The sequence below is a fragment of the Buttiauxella cochleicola genome, assembly GCF_021282405.1.
Lineage (GTDB): Bacteria > Pseudomonadota > Gammaproteobacteria > Enterobacterales > Enterobacteriaceae > Buttiauxella > Buttiauxella massiliensis.
In genome coordinates, this window is the sequence record NZ_JAJSOU010000004.1 from 167,727 (window position 1) to 191,916 (window position 24,190).

Sequence of the window (24,190 nt, forward strand, 5' to 3'; positions counted from 1 at the left end):
CATCCACCGCATTTACCGTTTAAACCTTAAAATATCCGATCCTGATGCACCCAAACTGCCGCTTCGACGCGGGATTTCAGCTTCATCTTTTTAAGCAGATGCTTCACGTGGACTTTCACCGTGCTTTCGGTGATATCCAGACGGCGGGCAATCATCTTATTCGGCAAACCCTGGGCGATGAGCTTGAGGATGTCGCGCTCGCGCGGCGTGAGCAGATTGACATCGCGGTCAGACGTGGCGCGGTTCGCACGTAAGCTGGCAGCCAAAACTGGCGTGAGCGCTTCGCTTAAAACCATTTCGCCCGCAGCAGCTTGTTGCAGCGCTTTGAGTAAATCTTCCGGCTCCATATCTTTTAACAAATAGCCGTCTGCGCCGCGTTTGAGCGCGGTCACCACATCTTCTTCGTGATTCGAGACGCTAAACACCACGATGCGGCCCGAGAGCGGTTTCTCGCGCAAGCAGTCGAGCGTTTCTAACCCGTTCATCCCCGGCATATTCAAGTCCAGCAGGATCAAATCCGGGTCGAGTTCCTCTGCAAGCTGAACGCCTTGTTCACCATTGCCTGCCTCACCAACAACTGCAAGTTCAGGAGCCATACTGATGAGCTGTTTAACGCCAGTACGCAGCATGGGATGATCGTCGATAAGCAGTATGGTTGAAGCTTCCGGGTTACTCATGATTTGCTCCTGTGGCTATTTCGGGGATAAAACTGACGATGACCTGGGTACCGCCACCCGGGCGCGCTTGCACCTGGCAATCACCTTTCAGGCTTTGCGCACGGTCTCGCATAATGATAAGTCCGTAGTGGTTGCGGCGCTCACCGTTATCGGCAATGCCATGACCGTTATCCCATATGGTTAATGTAATTTGCTTGTCGTGATAGAAAACACTGACTCCACATGAAGTGGCACAGGCGTGTTTCAGGCTGTTATTAAGTGCTTCTCGAGTGATTTGCACCAGATGAATTGCCTGATGCGACGGCACCAGACGTGGTGGTACTTGATAATCAAGACTCACCTGGAAACCCAATTTCTCACTAAATTCTCGGCAGCTTGCTTCTAGTGCCGGACGCAGTCCTGGCTCAGTTAGTTGCAGGCGGAACGTTGTCAGTAATTCTCTGAGTTGCCGCCACGAAGTATTGAGTTCGCTACGCATTTGCCCGAGCAAGGTCTGCACCTGCTCAGGCAATGTAGCCCCTTGCATTTGCAGACAACTCACCTGCATTTTCAGGCAAGAGAGCGATTGAGCAATGGAGTCGTGCAGCTCGCGGGCGATAGCGGAACGTTCTTCCATCACCACCAACTGCTGCTGATGTTCATATTGCCGCTCTAACGCAAGTGTCGCCGTCAGCTGTTCCATCAGTGTCAGAATTAACTGTTGGTGATCGTGTGTCAGGCTGCGGCCAATGGGCAATTGAGCCAACATCAGACCGTACTGGATATGGTTGTCGGTTAAACGCCATTTTTGTGCGGTAGTTTCGCAAGGTTGCAGGATTGGTTCACGCGGGCAAAGGTTACAGCCGCTGGCTTCACAGCTGCTGTCCGGCTGGTAGGTATATTCTTCGTAATTCTCTTCGTCTTCATATTCATACACGCGTAGCTCAATATTACGCAGCGGAGTTAAATGTTGTAACTCGCTGAGAACCGGCGACAGGCGCTGGCACAACGGAGCCTGAGAGTGCAGGCGGCGGTTGGCCTGATAAAGGAAAGAAAGGATCTGGTTTTTTTGCTCAAGCCCGGCGGTTTTCTCGCGCACGCGCTGTTCGAGGCTGGCGTAACTTTCAGCCAGTTCGGCGGACATGCTGTTCAGCGCAATGCCCAGCGTCGCCATTTCATTGCGGCCACGCACATTTACGCGGTAAGTGAAGTCTCGCTGCCCAATGGCCTGGGCCATCGTCAATAATTTCTGCCATGGGCGCAACAGGCGCTTGCGTAACCAGATGACGGTGAAAATAATCAGCAAGCCCATTAAGGCTGCCATCCCCATCTGGAGCTGGATAATGCGGTGCAGGCGCATTTCGGTGGTGTGATCAAAAGTGGTGACCAGTTGATCTATTTGCCCGACAAAACCGGCGACATGCGGCTTAACTTGTTCTGCACTTTGTGCCTTGCGCAGAGCAGGTTCTAACTCTTCACGCCAGTAGTGTTGCAGTGCCGCTAATTTTGCTTCCTGCCCGTCTTGCTGGGCTGCCTCTTGTAGGTCAGTGCTCCAGGTGGTTTGTTCCATCTCATCTAACAGAACGTTGTCTTTCTCGGTTAGCGGAATGGCGGCCAGCAGGCGATAACTTTGCATCCGCATCGACCCGGCTTTATTGATAGCGTGCGCGTTTCCCTGAATACCTTGTGCCAACCAGCCTGCAAGGCTCATCCCCGCGACCCCCAACAGTGCCAACAACAGCACAATCAGTGCTAATTGGTTGAACAAAGTGAGGGGGGAAAACAGGCGTTTTAGCATTGACAGGTGTACTCCGGGGTAAAGGAAATCTATTGCGGGTATTCTCAGACATCCCCTGGAGTATACCCATACCCCTTAAGGATTACCCACTAATTGCCAGGGGTGGCATATTTCGGTGTAAGGCCATTAATACCTTCTTTCAGGCATGTGAAAAGCCACACTATTTATGTTTTTTATGGTTACCCATAAAGAATGACAGTTGATTTTTAGCCGTCTGTAAGATGGTTTATCCCTTGATTCACATCAATTTTTATTCCCCATTAGCACCTAAGGTGGCGGCAATTACTCTCACTTTTTTGAGGTGTTTATGTCTCAGTCACCGGATCACAGCCCAAAAACGGGATCGCTCATTACCGAATGGCGACCTGAAGACCCAGCATTTTGGCAAAGCAAAGGCCATGGCATTGCCAGCCGAAACTTATGGATTTCCGTTCCTTGTTTACTGCTGGCATTCTGCGTGTGGATGCTCTTCAGTGCCATTGCGGTAAACCTGAATAAAGTGGGGTTTAGCTTCACTACCGATCAACTCTTTATGTTGACCGCACTGCCATCTGTTTCTGGCGCATTGTTGCGTGTGCCTTACTCCTTTATGGTGCCAGTCTTCGGTGGCCGCCGCTGGACGGCATTCAGCACCGGGATTCTGATCATCCCTTGTGTGTGGTTGGGTTTTGCGGTGCAAAACCCTACAACACCTTTTAGCGTGTTTATCATCATTGCATTGCTGTGTGGTTTTGCGGGCGCAAACTTCGCTTCCAGTATGGCGAACATCAGCTTTTTCTTCCCGAAGGCGAAGCAGGGTGGTGCACTGGGTATCAACGGTGGCCTGGGTAACCTCGGTGTGAGTGTTATGCAGTTGGTTGCGCCACTGGTGATTTCACTTTCCATGTTTGCCGTGTTTGGTGGCATAGGTGTTGAGCAGGCTGACGGGACTATGCTGTTCCTGGAAAATGCGGCATGGGTATGGGTGCCACTGTTGGCAATCTTTACTATTGCAGCCTGGTTTGGAATGAACGACCTCGCCACCTCAAAAGCCTCTTTAAAAGAGCAGTTGCCGGTTCTCAAACGTGCACACCTGTGGATTATGGGCGTGCTGTATCTGGCAACCTTCGGCTCGTTTATCGGTTTTTCCGCCGGTTTTGCGATGCTGGCGAAAACCCAGTTCCCTGACATCAATATTCTGCACTTCGCCTTCTTCGGCCCGCTGTTTGGTGCGCTGGCACGTTCTGCAGGTGGCGCGATTTCTGACCGCTTTGGCGGCACACGTGTTTCGCTGTTGAACTTCATCTTTATGGCGATTTTCAGTGCATTGCTGTTTACCACGCTGCCGCACAATGGCGTTGGCGGTAACTTTATTGCCTTCTTCGGCGTGTTCCTGATGCTGTTCCTGACCGCCGGTCTGGGGAGTGGTTCTACCTTCCAGATGATCTCCGTGATCTTCCGTAAGTTGACCATGGACCGCGTGAAAGCTCAGGGTGGCACTGAAGAGCGCGCGCTGCGTGAAGCGGCAACTGACACCGCTGCGGCGCTCGGCTTTATCTCCGCCATTGGCGCGATTGGCGGGTTCTTTATTCCGAAAGCGTTCGGCACATCCCTTGCGCTAACCGGCTCGCCTGCGGGCGCAATGAAAGTGTTCCTCGTGTTTTATATTGTGTGCGTGGTGATTACCTGGGCCGTTTATGGCCGTAAATCTTCACGCTAATGACAACCGATTGACCTTTTGGTTATCCCTTGCGCGACTTAGGTCGCGCTTTTTTTTGCCTGAAATTCCTCCTCGATCCGGCTTTATTCTGCGAGAAACCTCACATTTAGAATAACTACCCGCCCGGGCACCATTGTCACATTCGCTGGTGAAGAGTACCGTGATGACAAATCTGGTTTAAACCAAATGGATTAAAGCATGAAAAACCATTCCACCGTCGAAGCAGCAAAAGAGATGCTCAACAACTGGCTGAACAAAGGCGTTGTCCAGCCTGGTAGTAAGTTACCTTCCGAGCGTGAACTGGAAGAATTACTGGGCATTAAACGCATGACGCTGCGCCAGGCGCTGCTGTTTCTCGAAGGGGAAGAGAAGATCTTCCGTAAGGATCGTCGTGGCTGGTTTGTTGCCTTGCCATGTTTCAAGTACACGCCAAATACTTCCACCAGTTTTAAACAGGCGGCTCTGGAACAAGGGCGTTTGCCGTCCTGGGGCTTTCTGGAAAAAGAACGGGTTTACACAGCGGAACCTGAAATCCTCGCGCAGTTGAATGTGAAAGAGGGCGATGAAATCTACAAGATTTGCGGCTGGGGAGCGCTTGATAACCATAAAGTTTTCTACCACGAAACCTTTATCAACGCGCAGTTCGCTCCTGGTTTTATCGACAAATTAGGTGAGCGTTCTTTTGTCGAAGTGTGGCGAGAAGATTTTGGCAAAAGCTCGCACACGCAGCATTTAGCGTTTAAACCTACGCGGCTCTCGGCGGGGGCGTGCAAAGGCATGGGCGGCACACCGGGCACACCGTCTATTCGCGTTGAAAAATACCGTGCCGACGAATCCGGGCACGTCATTCAGGTTGATATCGAATATTGGCGTTTTGAATCTGTAGAGTTTTATATCGATTTTTAGGAGTTTCCATGAACCACATCCAGGCTAAAAAAATTGTCGAGCGCGCTGCCAATTTGCCGCTTTATCTGCATGCCTACGCGTTTCATTTAAATATGCGTATGGAGAAGATCCTGCCGGAAGATTTGCTGGATATCGCCAGCCAACAGCGGCTGAAAGGGGTGAAAATTCACGTCGTGGATGGTGAGAGCCAATCGTTAAGGCATGCCAGCGATGAGCGGCTTGAAAGTTTTGCAGAAAAATCGCGCCAGTTGGGGTTGGATGTTCACATCGAAACCAGCGCCTCGGATGCCCAAACCATTGATGAAGCAGTGAACATTGCGCTGAAATCCGGGGCGACTTCGGTGCGCTTTTATCCGCGCTATGAAGGGACACTTTCTGAGGTGATGGAAATCATTGCCCAGGATATTCAATACATTAAAGCGAAATACCAACATAGCGGCCTGACATTTACCCTCGAGCAACACGAAGATCTGCAAAGCCATGAATTGGTACGACTGGTTCAACAGGCCGACTTCCCTCAGCTTTCGCTGCTGTTTGATTTTGCCAATATGATTAACGCTAACGAAGAGCCACTTGAAGCGTTGGCAGTCATGGGAAATGAAGTCACCCAGGTCCATATTAAAGATGCGTTAATAACTCACGAAGGTGAAGGGCGCGGGCATACGGCGTGTATTTCCGGGCAGGGTGAATTACCGTTTAAAGAGTTACTGCTGCAATTAATTTGTTTAGGTGAAGATAAACCGCAGGTCACGGCATTTGGTCTGGAAGAAGAAGTGGATTATTACGCCCCGGCATTTCGCTTCACCAATGAAGATAAAAATCCGTGGATTCCATTACGGCAGATGAGTGAAACCCCGTTGCCAACCTCCGGACTGGAAGAAAGACTGAATAAAGAAATTGACGATGCCATGAATCAAATATTGCATGTGCGTAATATTCTTTCTGAGCTTAACAAAGATGCCATGGCTATTTTTCAGAAATAAATAATCCGAATCGTTTAATTCCGGCGCTTTGCTTTTCGTGAAGTGACTGTACTCTCAAATAATAATTAATTCCGCTAATTCAGGGGTGGGGTGTCTTATGCTATCCAAAAAAAGATGGACTATATTTAGCTTGTTGGTTCTGTGCGGTGGGACAATATATAAACTGCCGTCATTGAAAGACGCATTTTATGTTCCTATGCAGGAGTATTTTCACCTGACCAACGGTGAGATTGGTAATGCGATGTCGGTTAACTCCATTGTTACGACCATTGGTTTCTTCTTATCAATTTACTTTTCCGACAAATTACCGCGCCGCTTTACGATGTCGCTTTCACTGATTGCGACTGGCCTGCTGGGGATCTACCTTTCTACCATGCCGGGCTACTGGGGGATACTTTTTGTCTGGGCGCTGTTCGGCGTGACCTGCGACATGCTGAACTGGCCTGTGCTGTTAAAGTCGGTGAGTTTGCTCGGAGACAACACCCAACAGGGGCGCTTGTTTGGTTTCTTCGAAACCGGGCGAGGCATTGTTGATACCATTATCGCCTTTAGCGCGCTGGCTGTTTTCACCTGGTTTGGTAGCGACTATTTCGGTTTTAAAGCCGCAATATTGTTTTACTCATTTATCGCGATTGCGGTGGGTGTGATTATTTTCTTCGTATTAAAAGAAAGCCCGGAAGAACAAACGGCGAAAAAAGAGAATGCAGCGAAAAAAGAAAGCAATCCAGGTTTGGGGAATGTATTAAAAAACAAAACCGTCTGGTTAATCGCTTTTAGTGTGTTCTGTGTTTATGCGGTGTATTGTGGATTGACATTCTTTATTCCATTCTTAAGAAATGTCTACGCATTGCCTATTGCACTGGTGGGCGCCTATGGAATTATCAATCAATATTGTTTGAAAATGGTAGGCGGCCCTATTGGTGGCTTAATTGCTGACAAGGTTTTAAAATCTCCCAGCCAGTATTTGTTCTATACCTTTATTATTAGCGCTCTGGCGTTGGTTGCCTTGATATTACTGCCGCATGAGCAAATGCCTGTTTATTTGGGCATGGCCTGCACGCTGATGTTTGGTGCGGTTATCTTTACACAACGTGCAGTATTCTTCGCCCCAATCGGTGAAGCGGGAATCAGTGAGAAAAACACCGGTGCGGCAATGGCATTGGGCAGTTTTATCGGTTATGCCCCGGCGATGTTCTGCTACAGCCTGTATGGCTACATTTTAGATACCAACCCAGGGTTATTGGGCTATAAAATCGTGTTTGGCTTGATGGCTGTTTTCGCCTGCGCCGGGATAGTTATTTCGGGCCTGCTTATCAAAAACATTCGTGCGGAACGCAAAGCTGAACCGTTAACTTCTGTCTGATTGTGACACCATCCAACATGGGGCTTCTCTGATAGAGGATGCCCCATTTTGGGTTTCCCACCCTCCATCTTGGCGGACTTACCCCTTAATACCCAGTCGTTCTGATTTCTACTCCTTACAGAATGTAGAGGATGGGTGTTTTGTTTATATATCAATTAATTAACTAGCAATATTCGATTGCCACTTTGGTGGTATATCGCCACTTCGCGCTTAAAACATCCTCAACCCCAGTTGATCCTTATCAATTATCCCTTCATATGCGCGAGTTACCGTGCCGCCATCGTTAGTAATGTCGTTTTCATAAGATAGAGCCTCCAGGCTCCACATCAGGAGAACCCCGATGAGCAAATTTCTTGACCGGTTTCGGTACTTCAAACAGAAGGGCGAAACTTTTGCCGATGGACATGGCCAACTGCTCGATACCAATCGTGATTGGGAAGAAGGTTATCGCCAGCGTTGGCAACACGACAAAGTGGTGCGTTCCACTCACGGTGTAAACTGCACGGGCTCCTGTAGCTGGAAGATCTACGTCAAAAGCGGCCTGGTAACCTGGGAAACCCAGCAAACCGACTACCCGCGTACCCGCCCAGATATGCCAAACCATGAGCCACGCGGCTGCCCACGCGGCGCAAGCTACTCCTGGTATCTCTACAGCGCCAACCGTCTGAAATATCCTTTGATGCGCAAGCGTCTGATCCAACTGTGGCGTGAAGCGAAAACCCTGCATCAAGATCCGGTCGATGCCTGGGCTTCAATCATCAACGACCCGGAAAAAGCCAAAAGCTATAAACAAGCCCGTGGTCGCGGTGGTTTTGTGCGCTCAAGCTGGCAGGAGGTGAACGAGCTGATTGCCGCGGCTAACGTGTTTACCGCGAAAACTTTCGGCCCTGACCGTATCGCGGGCTTCTCGCCGATTCCGGCAATGTCGATGGTTTCTTATGCTTCCGGCGCTCGCTATCTTTCCCTGATTGGCGGTACCTGTCTGAGCTTCTACGACTGGTATTGCGATTTGCCGCCTGCGTCGCCGATGACCTGGGGCGAGCAGACTGACGTTCCTGAATCTGCCGACTGGTATAACTCCAGCTACATCATGGCCTGGGGCTCTAACGTTCCGCAGACTCGTACGCCGGACGCCCACTTCTTTACCGAAGTGCGTTACAAAGGCACCAAAACCGTCGCGGTAACGCCGGATTACGCTGAAATCGCCAAGCTGTGCGACCAGTGGCTGGCACCAAAACAAGGCACCGATGCGGCGATGGCGCTGGCGATGGGCCATGTGATGCTGCGTGAATTCCACCTCGATAACCCAAGCCAATATTTCACTGATTACGTGCGTCGTTATACCGACATGCCAATGCTGGTGATGCTGGAAGAGCGTGACGGCTTCTACGCCGCTGGACGCATGTTACGCGCCTCTGACCTGGTTGACGGTTTGGGCCAGGAAAATAACCCGCAGTGGAAAACGGTCGCCATGGACAGCCAGAACGGCGAGTTGCTGGCACCGAACGGTTCTATCGGTTATCGCTGGGGCGAGAAAGGCAAGTGGAACCTGGAGCAGCGCGACGGCACCAGTGGCGAAGAGGCCGAACTGCGCCTGAGCCTGCTCGGCAGCCACGATGAAGTGGCGGAAGTTGGCTTCCCATACTTCGGCGGTGAAAGCACCGAGCATTTTAGCAACGTGAAGCTCGATAACGTGCTGATGCATAAACTGCCGGTTAAACGCATTCAGCTGGCAGACGGTTCTACCGCATTGGTGACCACCGTTTATGACCTGACGCTGGCGAACTACGGTCTGGATCGCGGCCTGAATGACGAAAACTGTGCGTCCAGCTACGACGATGTAAAAGCGTATACTCCGGCGTGGGCGGAGCAGATTACCGGCGTAACTCGCCAGAACATCATCCGCATCGCTCGTGAATTTGCTGACAACGCCGACAAAACCCATGGCCGTTCGATGATCATCGTCGGCGCCGGTATGAACCACTGGTTCCACATGGACATGAACTACCGTGGCCTGATCAACATGCTGATCTTCTGCGGTTGCGTCGGCCAGAGCGGAGGCGGCTGGGCACACTATGTTGGCCAGGAAAAACTGCGCCCGCAAACCGGCTGGACTCCGCTGGCGTTCGCCCTCGACTGGCAGCGCCCACCGCGCCATATGAACAGCACTTCGTTCTTCTATAACCACTCCAGCCAGTGGCGCTACGAGTCGTTGACTGCCGAAGAACTGTTGTCGCCGTTGGCGGATAAATCCCGTTATAGCGGCCACCTGATTGACTTCAACGTGCGTGCTGAACGCATGGGCTGGTTGCCGTCTGCACCACAGCTCAACACCAACCCGTTGCACATTGCAAAACAGGCGAAAGCGGCAGGTATGAGCCCGGCTGATTTCACCGCGCAGCAGTTGAAAAGTGGCGATATTCGCTTTGCCGCAGAACAGCCGGATGCTGGCAATAACCATCCGCGCAACTTGTTCGTCTGGCGTTCAAACTTGCTGGGTTCTTCCGGTAAGGGCCACGAGTACATGCTCAAATATTTGCTCGGTACCGAGAACGGTATTCAGGGTAAAGATCTGGGTAAAGAAGGCGGCGTGATGCCGGAAGAAGTCGAGTGGGTCGATAACGGCCTCGACGGCAAACTGGATCTGGTGGTGACGCTGGACTTCCGCCTGTCGAGCACCTGTTTGTATTCCGATATCGTGCTGCCAACGGCGACCTGGTATGAGAAAGACGATATGAATACGTCGGATATGCATCCGTTTATTCATCCGCTTTCTGCAGCCGTTGACCCAGCCTGGGATTCAAAAAGCGACTGGGAAATCTATAAAGCCATCGCGAAGAAATTCTCCGAAGTGTGTGTCGGCCATTTAGGTAAAGAAACCGATGTGGTGACGCTGCCAATTCAGCACGATTCCGCCGCAGAACTGGCGCAGCCGTTTGGCGTGATGGACTGGAAAAAAGGCGAATGTGATCTGATTCCGGGCAAAACCGCACCGCATCTAATCACCGTTGAACGTGATTACCCGGCGACTTACGAGCGTTTCACCTCGATTGGCCCGCTGATGGAAACCATCGGCAACGGTGGTAAAGGCATCGCCTGGAATACGCAGTCTGAAATGGATCTGTTGCGTAAGCTCAATTACACCAAAACCGAAGGCCCGGCGAAAGGCCAGCCGACTCTCAACACGGCGATCGATGCCGCAGAAATGATCCTCACCCTGGCACCGGAAACCAACGGCCAGGTTGCGGTAAAAGCCTGGGCGGCACTCAGCGAATTTACCGGACGCGACCACACGCACCTGGCGCTCAATAAAGAAGACGAAAAGATTCGATTCCGCGATATCCAGGCGCAGCCACGCAAAATCATCTCCAGCCCAACCTGGTCGGGTCTGGAAGATGAACACGTTTCTTACAGTGCCGGATACACCAACGTTCACGAGCTGATCCCATGGCGCACGCTGTCTGGCCGCCAGCAGCTGTATCAGGATCACCAGTGGATGCGTGATTTTGGCGAAAGCCTGTTGGTATACCGTCCGCCGATTGATACCCGATCAGTGAAAGGTGTGATGGGTAAAAAATCTAACGGTAACCCAGAGAAGGCGCTGAACTTCCTGACGCCGCACCAGAAATGGGGCATTCACTCAACCTACAGCGACAACTTGCTGATGCTGACGTTGTCACGCGGCGGGCCGATTGTCTGGATGAGCGAAATCGACGCCAAAGATTTGGGCATCGAAGATAACGACTGGATTGAAGTGTTCAACAATAACGGTGCTTTGACCGCGCGTGCGGTGGTGAGTCAGCGTGTGCCGGAAGGCATGACCATGATGTACCACGCGCAGGAACGTATCGTGAACCTGCCGGGTTCTGAAATTACCGGGCAACGCGGCGGGATTCATAACTCGGTCACCCGAATTAGCCCGAAACCGACGCACATGATTGGCGGCTATGCGCAGCTGGCTTACGGCTTTAACTACTACGGCACCGTCGGTTCAAACCGTGATGAGTTCGTAGTGGTACGTAAGATGAAAGACATTAACTGGTTAGACGGTGAAGGCAACGACCAGAAACAGGAGAGCGTAAAATGAAAATTCGTTCACAAGTCGGCATGGTGCTGAATCTTGATAAATGCATCGGCTGTCACACCTGTTCTGTGACCTGTAAAAACGTCTGGACCAGCCGCGAAGGGATGGAGTACGCGTGGTTCAACAACGTGGAAACCAAACCGGGAACCGGCTACCCAACTGACTGGGAAAACCAGGAAAAATGGAAGGGCGGCTGGATCCGTAAAATTAACGGCAAACTGCAACCGCGCATGGGTAACCGCGCGATGCTGCTGGGCAAAATCTTCGCTAACCCGCATCTGCCGGGCATCGACGATTACTACGAGCCGTTTGATTTCGACTATCAGCATCTGCATAACGCGCCAGCAGGCAAGCATCAGCCGATTGCACGCCCGCGATCGCTGATTACCGGTCAACGGATGAACAAAATCGAAGCAGGCCCGAACTGGGAAGATGATCTGGGTGGTGAGTTCGAAAAACTCTCTAAAGACCAGAACTTCCACAACATGCAAAAGGCGATGTACGGCCAGTTCGAAAACACCTTTATGGCGTACCTGCCGCGCTTGTGCGAACACTGCCTGAATCCGGCGTGTGCGGCGACGTGCCCGAGCGGTGCTATTTATAAGCGTGAAGAAGACGGCATTGTACTCATTGACCAGGACAAGTGCCGCGGTTGGCGCATGTGTATTACCGGTTGCCCGTACAAAAAAATCTACTTCAACTGGAAGAGCGGTAAATCCGAGAAGTGCATCTTCTGTTACCCGCGAATCGAAGCGGGCCAGCCAACGGTGTGCTCCGAAACTTGCGTAGGCCGTATTCGTTATCTCGGTGTGCTGTTGTATGACGCGGACGCGATTGAGTCCGCAGCCAGTACCGAGAACGAGAAAGATCTTTACGAGCGCCAGTTGGGTATTTTCCTCAATCCAAACGACCCAGCGGTTATCGAGCAGGCGCGGAAAGATGGTATTCCAAATAGCGTGATCGAAGCTGCACAGCAGTCGCCGGTTTACAAAATGGCGATGGACTGGAAGCTGGCGCTGCCGCTGCACCCGGAATATCGCACGCTGCCGATGGTCTGGTACGTGCCGCCGTTGTCGCCAATTCAGTCTGCGGCTGACGCGGGTGAACTGCCGCACACCGGGATATTACCAGACGTTGAAAGCCTGCGTATTCCGGTGGAATACCTGGCGAATTTGCTGACCGCGGGCGACACCGCGCCGGTTCTTCGCGCCCTGAAGCGCATGATGGCAATGCGCCATTACAAGCGTGCGGAAACGGTAGAAGGCGTTCACGATATCAGCGCGCTGGAAGAAGTGGGTTTGACCGAAGCGCAGGCACAGGAAATGTATCGTTATCTGGCGATTGCCAACTACGAAGACCGTTTCGTAGTGCCATCAAGCCACCGCGAGCTGGCGGCAGATGCCTTCCCGGAAAGTAAAGGTTGTGGTTTCAGCTTCGGCGACGGTTGCCACGGTTCGGATTCCAAATTCAACCTGTTCAACAGCAAGCGTATCGATGCGATTGATGTGTCCAGCAAAACGGAGCCAAAACCATGATCGAACTTTTGGTGATTTCCCGTCTGCTTGAGTACCCGGATGCTGCCCTGTGGCAGCATCAGCAGGAACTGCGCGATGCGATGGCTGAAGGAAGCGCGTTGAATTTGCAGCAGGCGGCTCAGCTTAACGGTTTCATTACTTCGTTGTGCAGCCGCGATTTGCTGGATGCGCAGGCGAGTTACAGCGAGTTGTTTGACCGTGGTCGCGCGACTTCACTGCTGCTGTTTGAACACGTTCACGGCGAATCCCGTGACCGTGGGCAGGCGATGGTTAACCTGATGGGGCAGTACGGGCAAGCCGGGATGGAGATCGACAGCCGCGAGCTGCCGGACCATTTGCCGCTGTATCTGGAATATCTGTCGCAGCGTGAAGAAAGTGAAGCGCGTGGCGGTTTGCAGGATGTCGCACCGATTCTCGCCCTGCTGGCTGCGCGCCTGAAACAGCGCGAAAGTGATTATGCGGCGCTGTTTGATGTGCTGCTCGGCCTGTCGCAAAGCGATGTGGCGGTTGAGAGCGTGAGCAAGCAGATTGCTGGCGAAGCGCGCGATGACACGCCGCAGGCGCTGGATGCGGTATGGGAAGAAGAGCAGGTGAAATTTGTGGCTGACGCCGGTTGCGGTGAATCTGAAATTTCCAGCCATCAGAAGCGTTTTGCCGGGGCTGTCGCTCCGCAGTATCTGAATATCGGAGGACAGTAATCATGCAATTTCTCAATGTGTTCTTCTACGACATGTATCCGTACATTTGCGGGACGGTATTCCTGCTAGGGAGCTGGTTGCGTTACGACTACGGCCAGTACACCTGGAAAGCGGGTTCCAGCCAGATGCTGGATCGCAAAGGGATGAATCTGGCGTCAAACCTGTTCCATATCGGGATTCTCGGGATTTTTGCCGGTCACTTCCTGGGGATGTTAACGCCGCACTGGATGTACGAGTCGTTCCTGCCAATTGATGTGAAGCAGAAGATGGCGATGATTGCCGGTGGCGCGTGCGGTGTGATGACGCTGGTGGGCGGTTTGTTGCTGCTGAAACGCCGCCTGTTTAACCCGCGTATTCGTGCAACGTCGAGCGTGGCGGATATTCTGATTCTCAGCCTGTTAGTGATTCAGTGTGCGTTGGGTTTGTTGACGATTCCGTTTTCGGCGCAGCATATGGACGGCAGCGAGATGATGAAGCTGGTGGGCTGGGCGCAGGCGGTGGTGACTTTCCACGGCGGTGCATCTGAGCATCTGGACGGCGTGGCGTTTATCTTCCGCGTGCATTTGGTATTGGGCATGACGCTGTTCCTGCTGTTCCCGTTCACCCGTCTGGTGCATGTGTGGAGCGCTCCGGTGGAGTATTTGACGCGTAAGTACCAGATTGTGCGCGCTCGTCGCTGACGGTTGTTGGTTGGATTGAAAATACCTGGCTTCGGCCGGGTATTTTTTTGCCTGTTATGTCGGATGACTCTGCGCTTATCCGAACTACGGATCGGGAAAACGGAACGTAAAAAATCCTTCCCCAACGGGAATATGGAAGATTGTGCGATTTGGATTTGTTTAGAGGTATTGCTAGAGAATGGTGGCGGGGGAAGGATTTCTCGACGCTTTGCGTCTCGCCCTTCGGGTCGTTGCCTGCGGCAACGCTTTCTCGCTTCGCTCGAATCGAACCTTAGTCGAAGCTTCTCATCCTTCCCCAACGGGAATATGGAAGATTGTACGATTTGGATGAGCTGGGAAGGTGTTGCAAAGAATGGTGGCGGGGGAAGGATTCGAACCTTCGAAGTCGATGACGGCAGATTTACAGTCTGCTCCCTTTGGCCGCTCGGGAACCCCGCCAGGGGTGTTGGGTACTGCTAAAGCCTGATTGGTGTTGCCTTGTTGAACATAGTGGGAAGGATGACCGTTGCTAAAGCAACGTTGTCTCACTACGTTCGACTCGAACCTTAATCGAAGATTCTCGTCCTTCCCCAATAAGTGCTCATCTCAATGATAACTTATTGCCTTAACCACAATGCAGTGGTCAAGAATGGTGGCGGGGGAAGGATTCGAACCTTCGAAGTCGATGACGGCAGATTTACAGTCTGCTCCCTTTGGCCGCTCGGGAACCCCGCCAGGGGTATTACATTTTGTTGGCTTTCTTACTCGCCTCCTTCGTCTGGAAGCGGGGCGCATCATATCAAATGAAGCGCCGCTGTAAAGCATTCACTGTAAGAAAATGAATCGTTTGCCGTTTTTTTACACGTAACGTCGCAAACCTAAGCAATTACATGATTGATCTACAGAATAATCGTGCGATTACCGTATACAAACACGCGCTGGGCCAGCACTTGATACAGTGCGCGGCTGAGAACATTTTTCTCAACATCACGCCCGGCACGCATCATATCTTCTGCAGTGTAGGTGTGATCGACGTGAATCACATCCTGCATGATGATTGGGCCTTCATCCAAATTGTCGTTCACGTAGTGTGCGGTGGCACCGATAATCTTCACGCCGCGCTCGTACGCCTGGTGATAAGGACGCGCACCGATGAACGCAGGCAGGAACGAGTGGTGGATGTTGATAATCTGGTTCGGGAAGCGCGAAACAAACTCAGGCGTCAACACACGCATGTATTTCGCCAGTACCACGTAATCCGGTTTATGCGCTGCAATTGCGTCGGCCATTTGTTGGTCGTGATCTTCGCGCGTCAGACCTTCATGGCTGACCAGCTCAAACGGAATATCAAAACGCTCAACCAGCGTGCGCAGCGTTTCGTGGTTGCCGATAACAGCAGCGATCTCAACATCGAGGCCGCCATAATTGGCTTTCATTAATAAGTCACCCAGGCAGTGCGCTTCTTTGGTGACCAGGATCACCACGCGACGACGACCCGCAGGAATGAGTTCACGCACCGAACCTTCAGGCAATGCGCCATCTAAATCAGCCAGTAGCGTGTTGTCGTTGAAAATCCCCTCAAGCTCGGTACGCATAAAGAAGCGCCCGGTGCGATGGTCAACAAACTCGTTGTTCTGAACAATGTTCAGTTCGTGCTTGTAACAAATGTTGGTGATCTTGGCGATCAGGCCCTTAGCGTCAGGGCAAATGGTGCGGAGTACTTTTCGCTGTAGTGCTTGTGTCACGGGGAAATCCTGTTGTGCGTGTGTTTGCTAATTGATTTGTGCCACGGTGAGTTAACGACCACAACACTTTTTATATTTTTTTCCAGAACCGCAAGGGCAGGGGTCATTGCGACCAAATTGCGGGCGTGTTCCATCGACATAGTACCACTGGCCGTTTTCCTTTAAGAAACGCGAACGCTCGATAATGGCACTTTCTTCGCATTGTTCTTCAAAGCGCGCGACAAAACTGACGAAACCTTCGTTTTCATCGCGTCCGGCAGCAGCTTCATAAACTGTCAGACCTAACCACTTGGTTGTGCCAAAACTTCCTGAAATATCTGATTTCAGCGAAGGGCTGCGGGTTTGCGGGTGCCAGGTCGTGACAAGATAGTCTGCGTCCTGCATCACATACGCACTATAACGTGAACGCATTAGCTGTGATGGGGTTGGCGCGGGCTTGTCTGCGCGTAGGTAAGGCTGGCAACATACGCTATACTCCAGACCGCTACCACAAGGGCAAAGTTGCGACACAGCATCTCCTTGGTTACAAAAAATAGTCAGCGTAAATACGCGGGGTAGTTATGTTAACTGAGCTGTGGCGAGTTCGCCACGAGGTGATATATCCATGGGCATTTGAGTTGCAATCAACACCACCCGCAGCTTGATGAATGATGGGTATAAACCGGGGAAGAAAGACCGAGGCAAAATGAGACAGGTAAAGATCGGCCTGGCATTAGGGTCGGGAGCAGCAAAAGGATGGGCGCATATTGGTGTCATTAATGCGTTAAAACGAGCAGGCATTCAGGTTGATATCGTTGCAGGTTGCTCGGTTGGGGCACTGGTCGGTGCCGCGTATGCAAGTAATCGCTTACCTATGATGGAACGATGGGTGCGCTCGTTCGGCTATTGGGATGTACTGCGACTAATGGATCTTTCCTGGCGTCGTGGCGGATTGTTGCGTGGCGAAAGAGTGTTCAACAACGTCCGCAAAATCATTACCGAAGAGAAAATTGAAGACTGCGCGCTGCGTTTTGGCTCTGTTGCCACCAATTTAAGTACTGGACGTGAATTGTGGTTCACGGATGGTGATTTGCATCAGGCTGTTCGAGCCTCTTGCAGTATGCCGGGGCTATTGTCGCCGGTCGGGTATAACGGCTACTGGCTGGTGGATGGCGCAGTGGTTAACCCGGTGCCTGTTTCGCTAACGCGTGCGCTGGGTGCCGATATCGTGATTGCCGTCGACCTGCAACATGATGCGCATTTGATGCAGCAAGATTTACTCTCCGTCAATATGACGACTCCTCTGGCTGAAAATCAGGTGCAGCCTGATTCATGGCGTGGTCGTTTGCGCGAACAGCTCGGCAAAATCACTACCCGTCGTGCCAATACCACGCCAACGGCCATGGAAATCATGACCACCTCTATTCAGGTGTTGGAAAACCGCTTAAAGCGTAACCGTATGGCGGGTGACCCACCGGATATTTTGCTGCAACCTTTTTGCCCCCAGATTTCAACGCTTGATTTCCACCGTGCCGCGGAAGCGATAAGTGCGGGCAGTCTTGCCGTCGAGAAAAAGATGGATGAGCTGCTGCCATTGGTTCGTACCCATGATTGAGTATGGTGAAAACTCGCATCTTCAGGCAATTCTGACAGGCGGTGATTGTCATACCATGCCACTATTGATCTATCGCCAGTCAGGGGAGCGAAAATGACACAGCCACTCGTTGGAAAACTGATTCTCATTGTTGAAGATGAGCCCGTTTTCCGCTCTTTACTGGAAAATTATCTCTCTTCCTTAGGTGCGGTCATTGCTGTTGCCGTTGATGGTATAGATGCTCTGGAAAAGATGACCAGTTTTGCGCCCGATCTGCTGATTTGCGATCTGGCTATGCCGCGCATGAATGGATTGAAGTTGGTAGAGCACTTGCGTAATGAAGGCATACAGACGCCAATCCTTGTGATTTCCGCGACAGAGAATATGTCAGATATCGCTAAAGCGCTGCGCTTTGGCGTGCAGGACGTCTTGCTAAAACCTATTAAAGATCTCAATCGTCTGCGTGAAACAGTCTTCGCCTGCCTCTATCCCAACATGTTTAATTCGCGTGTTGAGGAAGAAGAACGCCTATTTCAGGACTGGGATGCGCTAGTCAGCGACCCGCAGGCTGCATCTACGCTACTTCAAGAACTACAACCCCCGGTACAACAGGTGATTTCGCATTGCCGGGTGAATTACCGCCAGTTAATTACTCATAATCAACCAGGACTTGTTCTGGATATTGCTGCTTTGTCAGAGAACGACCTGGCATTTTATTGCCTTGATGTGACAAGAGCAGGGGATAATGGGGTGCTGGCGGCACTGTTATTACGAGCACTATTTAACGGGCTATTGCAGGAACAACTTTCCAAACAAAACCAACGTTTACCTGAGCTCGGTAATTTACTCAAACAAGTGAATCAATTATTACGTCAGGCCAATCTTACCGGGCAGTTTCCGCTGATGGTGGGTTATTACCATAGTGAACTCAAAAACCTCATTTTGGTCTCGGCGGGGCTAAATGCCACCTTAAATACCGGTGAGCATCAAATTCAGGTCAGCAACGGTGTGCCTTTGGGAACACTGGGCAATACTTATCTCAATCAAATTAGCCAGCGTTGTGAGTCCTGGCAGTGTCAGGTTTGGGGAAGTGGCGGGCGATTACGGCTGATGTTGTCTGCGGAATGAGCATCTGGATGGTTGAAATCATTTAGGTTTTCTCCCCTATCATTGCTGGTGGTAATATCGTATCTATCCAAATCGTATTAGTCTTAAATTATCAACGCAACGGGTAAACAGCCGCAGATTCCATTTTTAAGCTGATATACTCGAGACGTTTTTTTAATTGACGTGCAAGTGAAAACTTGAACAGTCCAGGAGATTTTTCAATGGCTGCCATTAATTCTAAAGTAAGAAAAGCAGTAATCCCTGTCGCGGGATTGGGCACACGTATGTTACCGGCTACCAAGGCTATTCCAAAAGAGATGTTGCCTTTAGTCGATAAACCGTTAATTCAGTATGTGGTCAATGAATGTATCGCCGCGGGCATTACTGAAATTGTGCTGGTGACTCACTCTTCGAAAAACTCCATCGAAAACCACTTCGATACCAGCTTCGAACTTGAAGCCATGCTGGAAAAACGTGTTAAGCGCCAGTTGCTGGATGAAGTTCAGGCTATTTGCCCTCCGCATGTCACTATCATGCAGGTTCGTCAGGGCCTGGCTAAAGGCCTGGGGCACGCAGTGCTGTGCGCCCATCCGGTTGTCGGCGATGAGCCAGTAGCCGTTATTCTGCCAGATGTAATTCTTGATGAGTTCGAATCCGATCTTTCGCAGGATAACCTGGCCGAAATGATCAAACGTTTTGATACTACAGGCCACAGCCAAATCATGGTTGAGCCGGTAGAAGATGTTACCGCTTACGGTGTTGTTGACTGCAAAGGCGTTGAGTTAAACGAAGGTGACAGCGTGCCAATGGTCGGTATTGTTGAGAAACCTAAAGCCAATGTTGCACCATCTAATCTTGCAGTTGTAGGCCGTTATGTGCTGACTGCTGATATTTGGCCGCTGTTGTCCAAAACACCTCCAGGTGCTGGTGATGAAATTCAGCTGACTGACTCCATTGCTATGTTGATGGAAAAACAGACTGTTGAAGCCTATCACATGAGAGGCGTGAGCCATGACTGTGGTAACAAACTCGGTTATATGCAGGCGTTTGTGGAGTACGGTATCCGTCACAGCACTTTGGGCGCAGACTTTAAAGCCTGGCTAGAAGAGACAGTTGGCGCGAAAAAGTAATTCATTTCAACGCAGGATAGAAAGATGAAAGTTACTGTATTTGGTATCGGCTATGTTGGACTTGTTCAGGCTGCAGTGCTTGCGGAAGTTGGTCACGATGTAATGTGCATAGATGTCGATGCGAAGAAAGTCGAAAATCTGAAAAACGGCGTGATCCCAATTTTTGAACCCGGCTTAACGCCACTGGTGAAGAAAAACTATGAAGAAGGCCGTTTACAGTTCAGCACCGATGCTGAATTGGGCGTCCATCATGGTGAAATGCAATTTATTGCCGTTGGAACTCCGCCGGATGAAGACGGTTCTGCTGACCTGAAATATGTCACCGCTGTTGCACGTACTATCGCGCAGCACATGACATCCCACAAAGTTGTGCTCGATAAATCTACCGTTCCTGTCGGAACAGCAGACAAAGTGCGCAACGTAATGGAAGAGACGCTGAAAGCCCGTGGCGTGGATATTCCATTTGATGTGGTTTCTAACCCTGAATTCCTGAAGGAAGGTGCGGCAGTTTCTGACTGCATGCGCCCTGAGCGTATTGTTATCGGTACCGATAACGATGATGTGGTGGATTTGCTGCGTGAATTGTACGAGCCGTTCAATCGCAACCACGATCGCATGATCCTGATGGATATCCGTAGTGCTGAGCTGACCAAGTACGCCGCGAACTGCATGCTGGCGACTAAAATTAGCTTTATGAACGAAATCTCCAACCTGGCAGAACGGCTGGGCGCAGATATCGAAAAAGTGCGTATGGGTATTGGTTCAGACTCCCGCATCGGCTACAGCTTTATTTACCCTGGCTGCGGTTATGGTGGCTCCTGCTTCCCTAAAGATGTGCAGGCTCTGATTCGTACCGCTCAGCAGATTGGCTACACGCCACGTATTCTGCAAGCGGTAGAAGAGGTCAACCACGACCAGAAGTTAAAACTCCCTGAGTTTATTACTCGTCATTTCGGTGAAGATCTGAAAGGTAAAACCTTCGCGCTGTGGGGACTTTCATTCAAACCGAATACCGACGATATGCGTGAAGCCTCTAGCCGCGTCCTGATGGAAGCGCTGTGGGAACGCGGTGCTCAGGTGCAGGCGTATGACCCGGAAGCAATGGACGAAGCTCAGCGCATTTACGGACATCGTCCAGATCTGAAATTGATGGGAACTAAAGAAGCCGCATTACAAGATGCAGATGCTCTGGTTATTTGTACAGAATGGCAAAGTTTCCGTGCACCTGATTTTGATGCAATCAAGAAATCCCTAAAGCAACCAGTTATCTTTGACGGCCGTAACCTGTATGATCCTGAGAGACTTAACAAACGCGGCTTTGTCTATTATGCAATCGGCCGCGGAGCGTCCATCAATATTGCGTAATATATCCTAAATAATTCAAGCTGCATCGCGGCGGCAAGTGAACACATCCCGATGAACTTACATCAGTAGGTGATTCGGGTATGTTTACGAAGCCAACAAAGATGTAGTTTGGAGTATGACGGGTATAAATGAGGATTATATGAAATTTTTGGTTACCGGCAGTGCAGGCTTTATTGGATTTCATGTCAGTGAACGTTTGCTGGCAGCCGGTCACCAGGTTATCGGTATCGATAACCTGAATGACTATTACGATGTCAATCTTAAGCAAGCTCGTCTTGATCTCCTCGCACCACATTCTTCATTCCGTTTCGATAAAATTGACCTTGCCGATCGTAATGCCATGGCGGAATTATTTGCCAAAGAGAAATTTGATCGTGTGATTCATCTTGCTGCACAAGCAGGTGTACGTTATTCCATCGATAACCCTCACGCCTATGCTGATTCAAACCTTGTGGGGCATTTAAATGTTCTTGAAGGTTGTCGCCATAATAAAGTGGGGCATCTGTTATATGCTTCGTCCAGTTCGGTATATGGGCTAAATCGCAAACTTCCGTTCTCAACTGATGACACTGTCGATCATCCAATATCATTATATGCGGCAACCAAAAAAGCTAACGAGTTGATGTCGCATACGTACTCGCACTTATATGGGTTACCGACGACCGGGTTACGCTTTTTCACCGTTTATGGTCCATGGGGCCGCCCGGATATGGCGTTATTTAAATTTACTCGTGCGATTGTCGAAGGAAAGAGTATCGACGTTTATAATCATGGGCAAATGCGTCGTGACTTCACTTATATTGATGATATTGCAGAGGCAATCGTTCGTTTGCAGGATGTCATTCCGCAAGCCGATGCCACGTGGACAGTAGAGGAAGGAACTCCGGCGACAAGCTCAGCACCTTATCGAGTTTATAATATCGGGAACAGTAATCCGGTTACGTTGATGGATTATATTACTGCCCTTGAAACCTCTTTAGGTAAGGTTGCCCAGAAGAATATGATGCCTATGCAGCCAGGTGACGTTCTGGAGACGAGTGCGGACACGAAGGCGTTGTACGATGTCATTGGCTTTAAACCACAGACATCGGTTCAGGATGGCGTACAGCGCTTCGTAGACTGGTATAAGGCATTCTATAAAGTCAGCTAATGCTGAGAAGTTAAAAGAAAAAAGAAAAAAGGAAGCCTGGCTTCCTTTTTTTATGAGCACTATTTGTAGTAACAAAGATTCTGCTAATGATGCGCTCAAAATAAAAATCCCGCCGAAGCGGGATTTAATAAGCAGCACTAAAAGCGAAAATTAGGCGATCAGGAAGTCTTCCAGTTTCTTGCCTTGCTCTTCCATTGCTTTTTTGATTACAGCTGGAGTACGGCCTTGGCCAGTCCAGGTTTTGCTTTCGCCGTTTTCGTCGATGTACTGATATTTAGCTGGACGTGCAGCGCGTTTAGCTTTGCCTGTAGTTTTAACAGCAGCCATGCTATTCAGTAATTCATTAGGATCAATGCCGTCAGCAATTAGCATTTCACGGTATTGTTGCAGTTTACGAGTACGCTCTTCAATTTCTGCAGCAGCAGCGTTATCTTCTTCACGGCGTTCGTTAACAACAACTTCTAATTTTTCCAGCATTTCTTCCAGCGTTTCCAGGGTACATTCTCTGGCTTGTGCACGAAGAGTACGGATGTTGTTCAGAATTTTAAGTGCTTCGCTCATTTTAGTAATCTCAAACTTATATTGATGGTTGGCTTGTTGGGCTAATAATAGAGGCTTAAATTAAGTTCTGCAATAGGAAGTAATGTAAGGAATTCAAAATTCCATAATATTTTGTCGATTTATAAAAGGGTATTAACTTAAATTTTGGCTTGCATCTAAGGTAAACAAAACGTGGGGAACTCACTTTTTCTACAACAACCCTGATAGTTTCAGGGTTGCCGAAGTAGTAAATTGAGACATAAACGCATTAATGGTGAAATATCAACCTTTGGTATTATTGCCTGTAATGGTGGATATTTTTAATAGATAGTTATTATTGATGATCCAATAGATTTCAGGGAGTGCCAGCAAAAACACTGAAAACTCCGTAAGTTAAGTGCAACGTGATGAACATCAAACATCTGCCGATTTCAGGCATTCCACGCTATGGTTTATATATCTCTCTAACAATCTATGAATTCTTCCTGGAGTCATAAGGTAAAAGCAACTCCCTAACGGCTTATGATATAATCCTGTGTTAATAATATTTACATTTTAACTCAGGCTAGCTGACCAATGGCACAACTTTACTTTTACTATTCCGCAATGAACGCGGGTAAATCTACGGCATTACTGCAATCGTCATACAACTATCAAGAGCGCGGAATGCGTACATTGGTGTATACCGCAGAAATTGACAATCGGTTTGGTTCTGGAAAGGTGAGTTCGCGTATTGGATTATCGTCGCCCGCAAAGCTCTACAATGACTCAACCCAATTATTCAATGAAATACGTGAAGAGCATCAGCGGGACGCTGTGCATTGCGTACTGGTAGATGAATGCCAGTTCCTGACACGCGATCAAGTTCTGGCGTTATCAGACGTCGTGGATGAATTAGATATTCCCGTATTATGTTATGGCCTACGCACTGATTTTCAGGGCGAGTTATTTGGCGGAAGCCAATATTTATTAGCGTGGTCAGACAAACTCGTGGAATTAAAAACTATCTGTTTTTGTGGACGTAAAGCCAGCATGGTTTTGCGCCTCGACCAGGAAGGTCGTCCGTATAACCAGGGAGAACAGGTTGTGATTGGTGGGAACGAGCGCTATGTGTCTGTTTGCCGTAAACACTATAAAGAAGCGCTGCAAACAGGCTCTCTGGAAGGCATTCAGAGCGAATTAAATTAAATAGGAAGGCA

General features: G+C 50.1%; 19 protein-coding genes, 2 tRNA genes and 1 other RNA gene. 14 read left to right on the forward strand and 8 right to left on the reverse strand.

Translation table 11 applies throughout. The features are described 5' to 3' along the window. Nucleotides 1–26 precede the first annotated feature (26 nt). Together narL and narX are read right to left on the reverse strand one after the other, a co-directional pair. Nucleotides 27–677, reverse strand: a complete 651-nt coding sequence (gene narL / locus LVQ79_RS07090; protein WP_034494964.1) for a two-component system response regulator NarL — start codon at nucleotides 675–677, stop codon at nucleotides 27–29. Beyond that, nucleotides 670–2,454, reverse strand: coding sequence for a nitrate/nitrite two-component system sensor histidine kinase NarX (gene narX, locus LVQ79_RS07095; RefSeq protein WP_232864408.1), 1,785 nt, complete (start codon nucleotides 2,452–2,454; stop codon nucleotides 670–672). Before narX ends, narL begins: the two co-directional genes overlap by 8 nt. Nucleotides 2,455–2,761: 307 nt before the next feature. On the opposite strand from narX, the gene LVQ79_RS07100 reads away from it, so the two are divergent. The 8 genes from LVQ79_RS07100 to narI all read left to right on the forward strand — a co-directional run bounded on the left by LVQ79_RS07100 (nucleotide 2,762) and on the right by narI (nucleotide 14,402). Then, entirely contained in the window at nucleotides 2,762–4,153 is a 1,392-nt protein-coding gene (locus tag LVQ79_RS07100; RefSeq protein WP_232864409.1) for a NarK family nitrate/nitrite MFS transporter, read from the forward strand. A gap of 198 nt (nucleotides 4,154–4,351) precedes the next feature. Further along, complete coding sequence (locus LVQ79_RS07105) at nucleotides 4,352–5,059, forward strand: GntR family transcriptional regulator (RefSeq protein ID WP_232864410.1); 708 nt, start codon at nucleotides 4,352–4,354, stop codon at nucleotides 5,057–5,059. An 8-nt stretch (nucleotides 5,060–5,067) separates the two neighbouring features. Then, nucleotides 5,068–6,042 carry a sugar phosphate isomerase/epimerase family protein gene (locus tag LVQ79_RS07110; protein WP_232864411.1) on the forward strand — a complete coding sequence of 325 codons (975 nt, stop codon included), beginning with the start codon at nucleotides 5,068–5,070 and terminating at the stop codon, nucleotides 6,040–6,042. 97 nt (nucleotides 6,043–6,139) lie between these two features. After that, complete coding sequence (locus LVQ79_RS07115; RefSeq protein WP_232864412.1) at nucleotides 6,140–7,405, forward strand: MFS transporter; 1,266 nt, start codon at nucleotides 6,140–6,142, stop codon at nucleotides 7,403–7,405. Between the two features lie 340 nt (nucleotides 7,406–7,745). Further along, complete coding sequence (locus LVQ79_RS07120) at nucleotides 7,746–11,492, forward strand: nitrate reductase subunit alpha (protein ID WP_232864413.1); 3,747 nt, start codon at nucleotides 7,746–7,748, stop codon at nucleotides 11,490–11,492. Further along, nucleotides 11,489–13,024 carry a nitrate reductase subunit beta gene (gene narH / locus LVQ79_RS07125; RefSeq protein WP_232864414.1) on the forward strand — a complete coding sequence of 512 codons (1,536 nt, stop codon included), beginning with the start codon at nucleotides 11,489–11,491 and terminating at the stop codon, nucleotides 13,022–13,024. Before LVQ79_RS07120 ends, narH begins: the two co-directional genes overlap by 4 nt. After that, on the forward strand, nucleotides 13,021–13,722 hold the full coding sequence (narJ, locus tag LVQ79_RS07130) for a nitrate reductase molybdenum cofactor assembly chaperone (protein WP_232864415.1): 702 nt from the start codon (nucleotides 13,021–13,023) through the stop codon (nucleotides 13,720–13,722). The genes narH and narJ overlap by 4 nt, the downstream gene beginning before the upstream one ends. A gap of 2 nt (nucleotides 13,723–13,724) precedes the next feature. Further along, nucleotides 13,725–14,402: a respiratory nitrate reductase subunit gamma gene (gene narI, locus LVQ79_RS07135; RefSeq protein ID WP_232864416.1), complete on the forward strand. Its 678-nt coding sequence runs from the start codon at nucleotides 13,725–13,727 to the stop codon at nucleotides 14,400–14,402. Nucleotides 14,403–14,581: 179 nt separating this feature from the next. On the opposite strand, the gene LVQ79_RS07140 is transcribed toward narI, so the two are convergent. The 5 genes from LVQ79_RS07140 to LVQ79_RS07160 form a co-directional block, all read right to left on the reverse strand. Then, a non-coding RNA gene (locus LVQ79_RS07140) (RtT sRNA) lies at nucleotides 14,582–14,712 on the reverse strand. Between the two features lie 43 nt (nucleotides 14,713–14,755). Continuing rightward, nucleotides 14,756–14,840: transfer RNA gene (locus LVQ79_RS07145), tRNA-Tyr, on the reverse strand. 191 nt (nucleotides 14,841–15,031) lie between these two features. After that, nucleotides 15,032–15,116 (reverse strand) — tRNA-Tyr (locus LVQ79_RS07150). A 164-nt stretch (nucleotides 15,117–15,280) separates the two neighbouring features. Then, entirely contained in the window at nucleotides 15,281–16,126 is an 846-nt protein-coding gene (gene purU, locus LVQ79_RS07155) for a formyltetrahydrofolate deformylase (RefSeq protein WP_151995688.1), read from the reverse strand. 51 nt (nucleotides 16,127–16,177) lie between these two features. After that, nucleotides 16,178–16,636 carry a YchJ family protein gene (locus LVQ79_RS07160; protein WP_232864417.1) on the reverse strand — a complete coding sequence of 153 codons (459 nt, stop codon included), beginning with the start codon at nucleotides 16,634–16,636 and terminating at the stop codon, nucleotides 16,178–16,180. 175 nt (nucleotides 16,637–16,811) lie between these two features. On the opposite strand from LVQ79_RS07160, the gene rssA reads away from it, so the two are divergent. From rssA to LVQ79_RS07185, 5 genes are all read left to right on the forward strand, one after another. Then, nucleotides 16,812–17,720 carry a patatin-like phospholipase RssA gene (rssA, locus tag LVQ79_RS07165; protein ID WP_034455850.1) on the forward strand — a complete coding sequence of 303 codons (909 nt, stop codon included), beginning with the start codon at nucleotides 16,812–16,814 and terminating at the stop codon, nucleotides 17,718–17,720. Nucleotides 17,721–17,813: 93 nt separating this feature from the next. Beyond that, entirely contained in the window at nucleotides 17,814–18,827 is a 1,014-nt protein-coding gene (gene rssB, locus LVQ79_RS07170) for a two-component system response regulator RssB (protein ID WP_232864418.1), read from the forward strand. A gap of 200 nt (nucleotides 18,828–19,027) precedes the next feature. Next, entirely contained in the window at nucleotides 19,028–19,936 is a 909-nt protein-coding gene (gene galU, locus LVQ79_RS07175) for a UTP--glucose-1-phosphate uridylyltransferase GalU (RefSeq protein ID WP_151995691.1), read from the forward strand. Between the two features lie 24 nt (nucleotides 19,937–19,960). Next, nucleotides 19,961–21,301: a UDP-glucose dehydrogenase family protein gene (locus LVQ79_RS07180; protein ID WP_064518490.1), complete on the forward strand. Its 1,341-nt coding sequence runs from the start codon at nucleotides 19,961–19,963 to the stop codon at nucleotides 21,299–21,301. A gap of 139 nt (nucleotides 21,302–21,440) precedes the next feature. Continuing rightward, nucleotides 21,441–22,451, forward strand: coding sequence for an NAD-dependent epimerase (locus LVQ79_RS07185; RefSeq protein WP_232864419.1), 1,011 nt, complete (start codon nucleotides 21,441–21,443; stop codon nucleotides 22,449–22,451). A gap of 150 nt (nucleotides 22,452–22,601) precedes the next feature. On the opposite strand, the gene hns is transcribed toward LVQ79_RS07185, so the two are convergent. Continuing rightward, complete coding sequence (gene hns / locus LVQ79_RS07190) at nucleotides 22,602–23,012, reverse strand: histone-like nucleoid-structuring protein H-NS (protein ID WP_151995693.1); 411 nt, start codon at nucleotides 23,010–23,012, stop codon at nucleotides 22,602–22,604. A 555-nt stretch (nucleotides 23,013–23,567) separates the two neighbouring features. Between hns and tdk the strand changes: the two genes are divergently transcribed. Continuing rightward, nucleotides 23,568–24,179, forward strand: a complete 612-nt coding sequence (tdk, locus tag LVQ79_RS07195; RefSeq protein ID WP_232864420.1) for a thymidine kinase — start codon at nucleotides 23,568–23,570, stop codon at nucleotides 24,177–24,179. The last annotated feature ends 11 nt before the right edge of the window (nucleotides 24,180–24,190 follow it).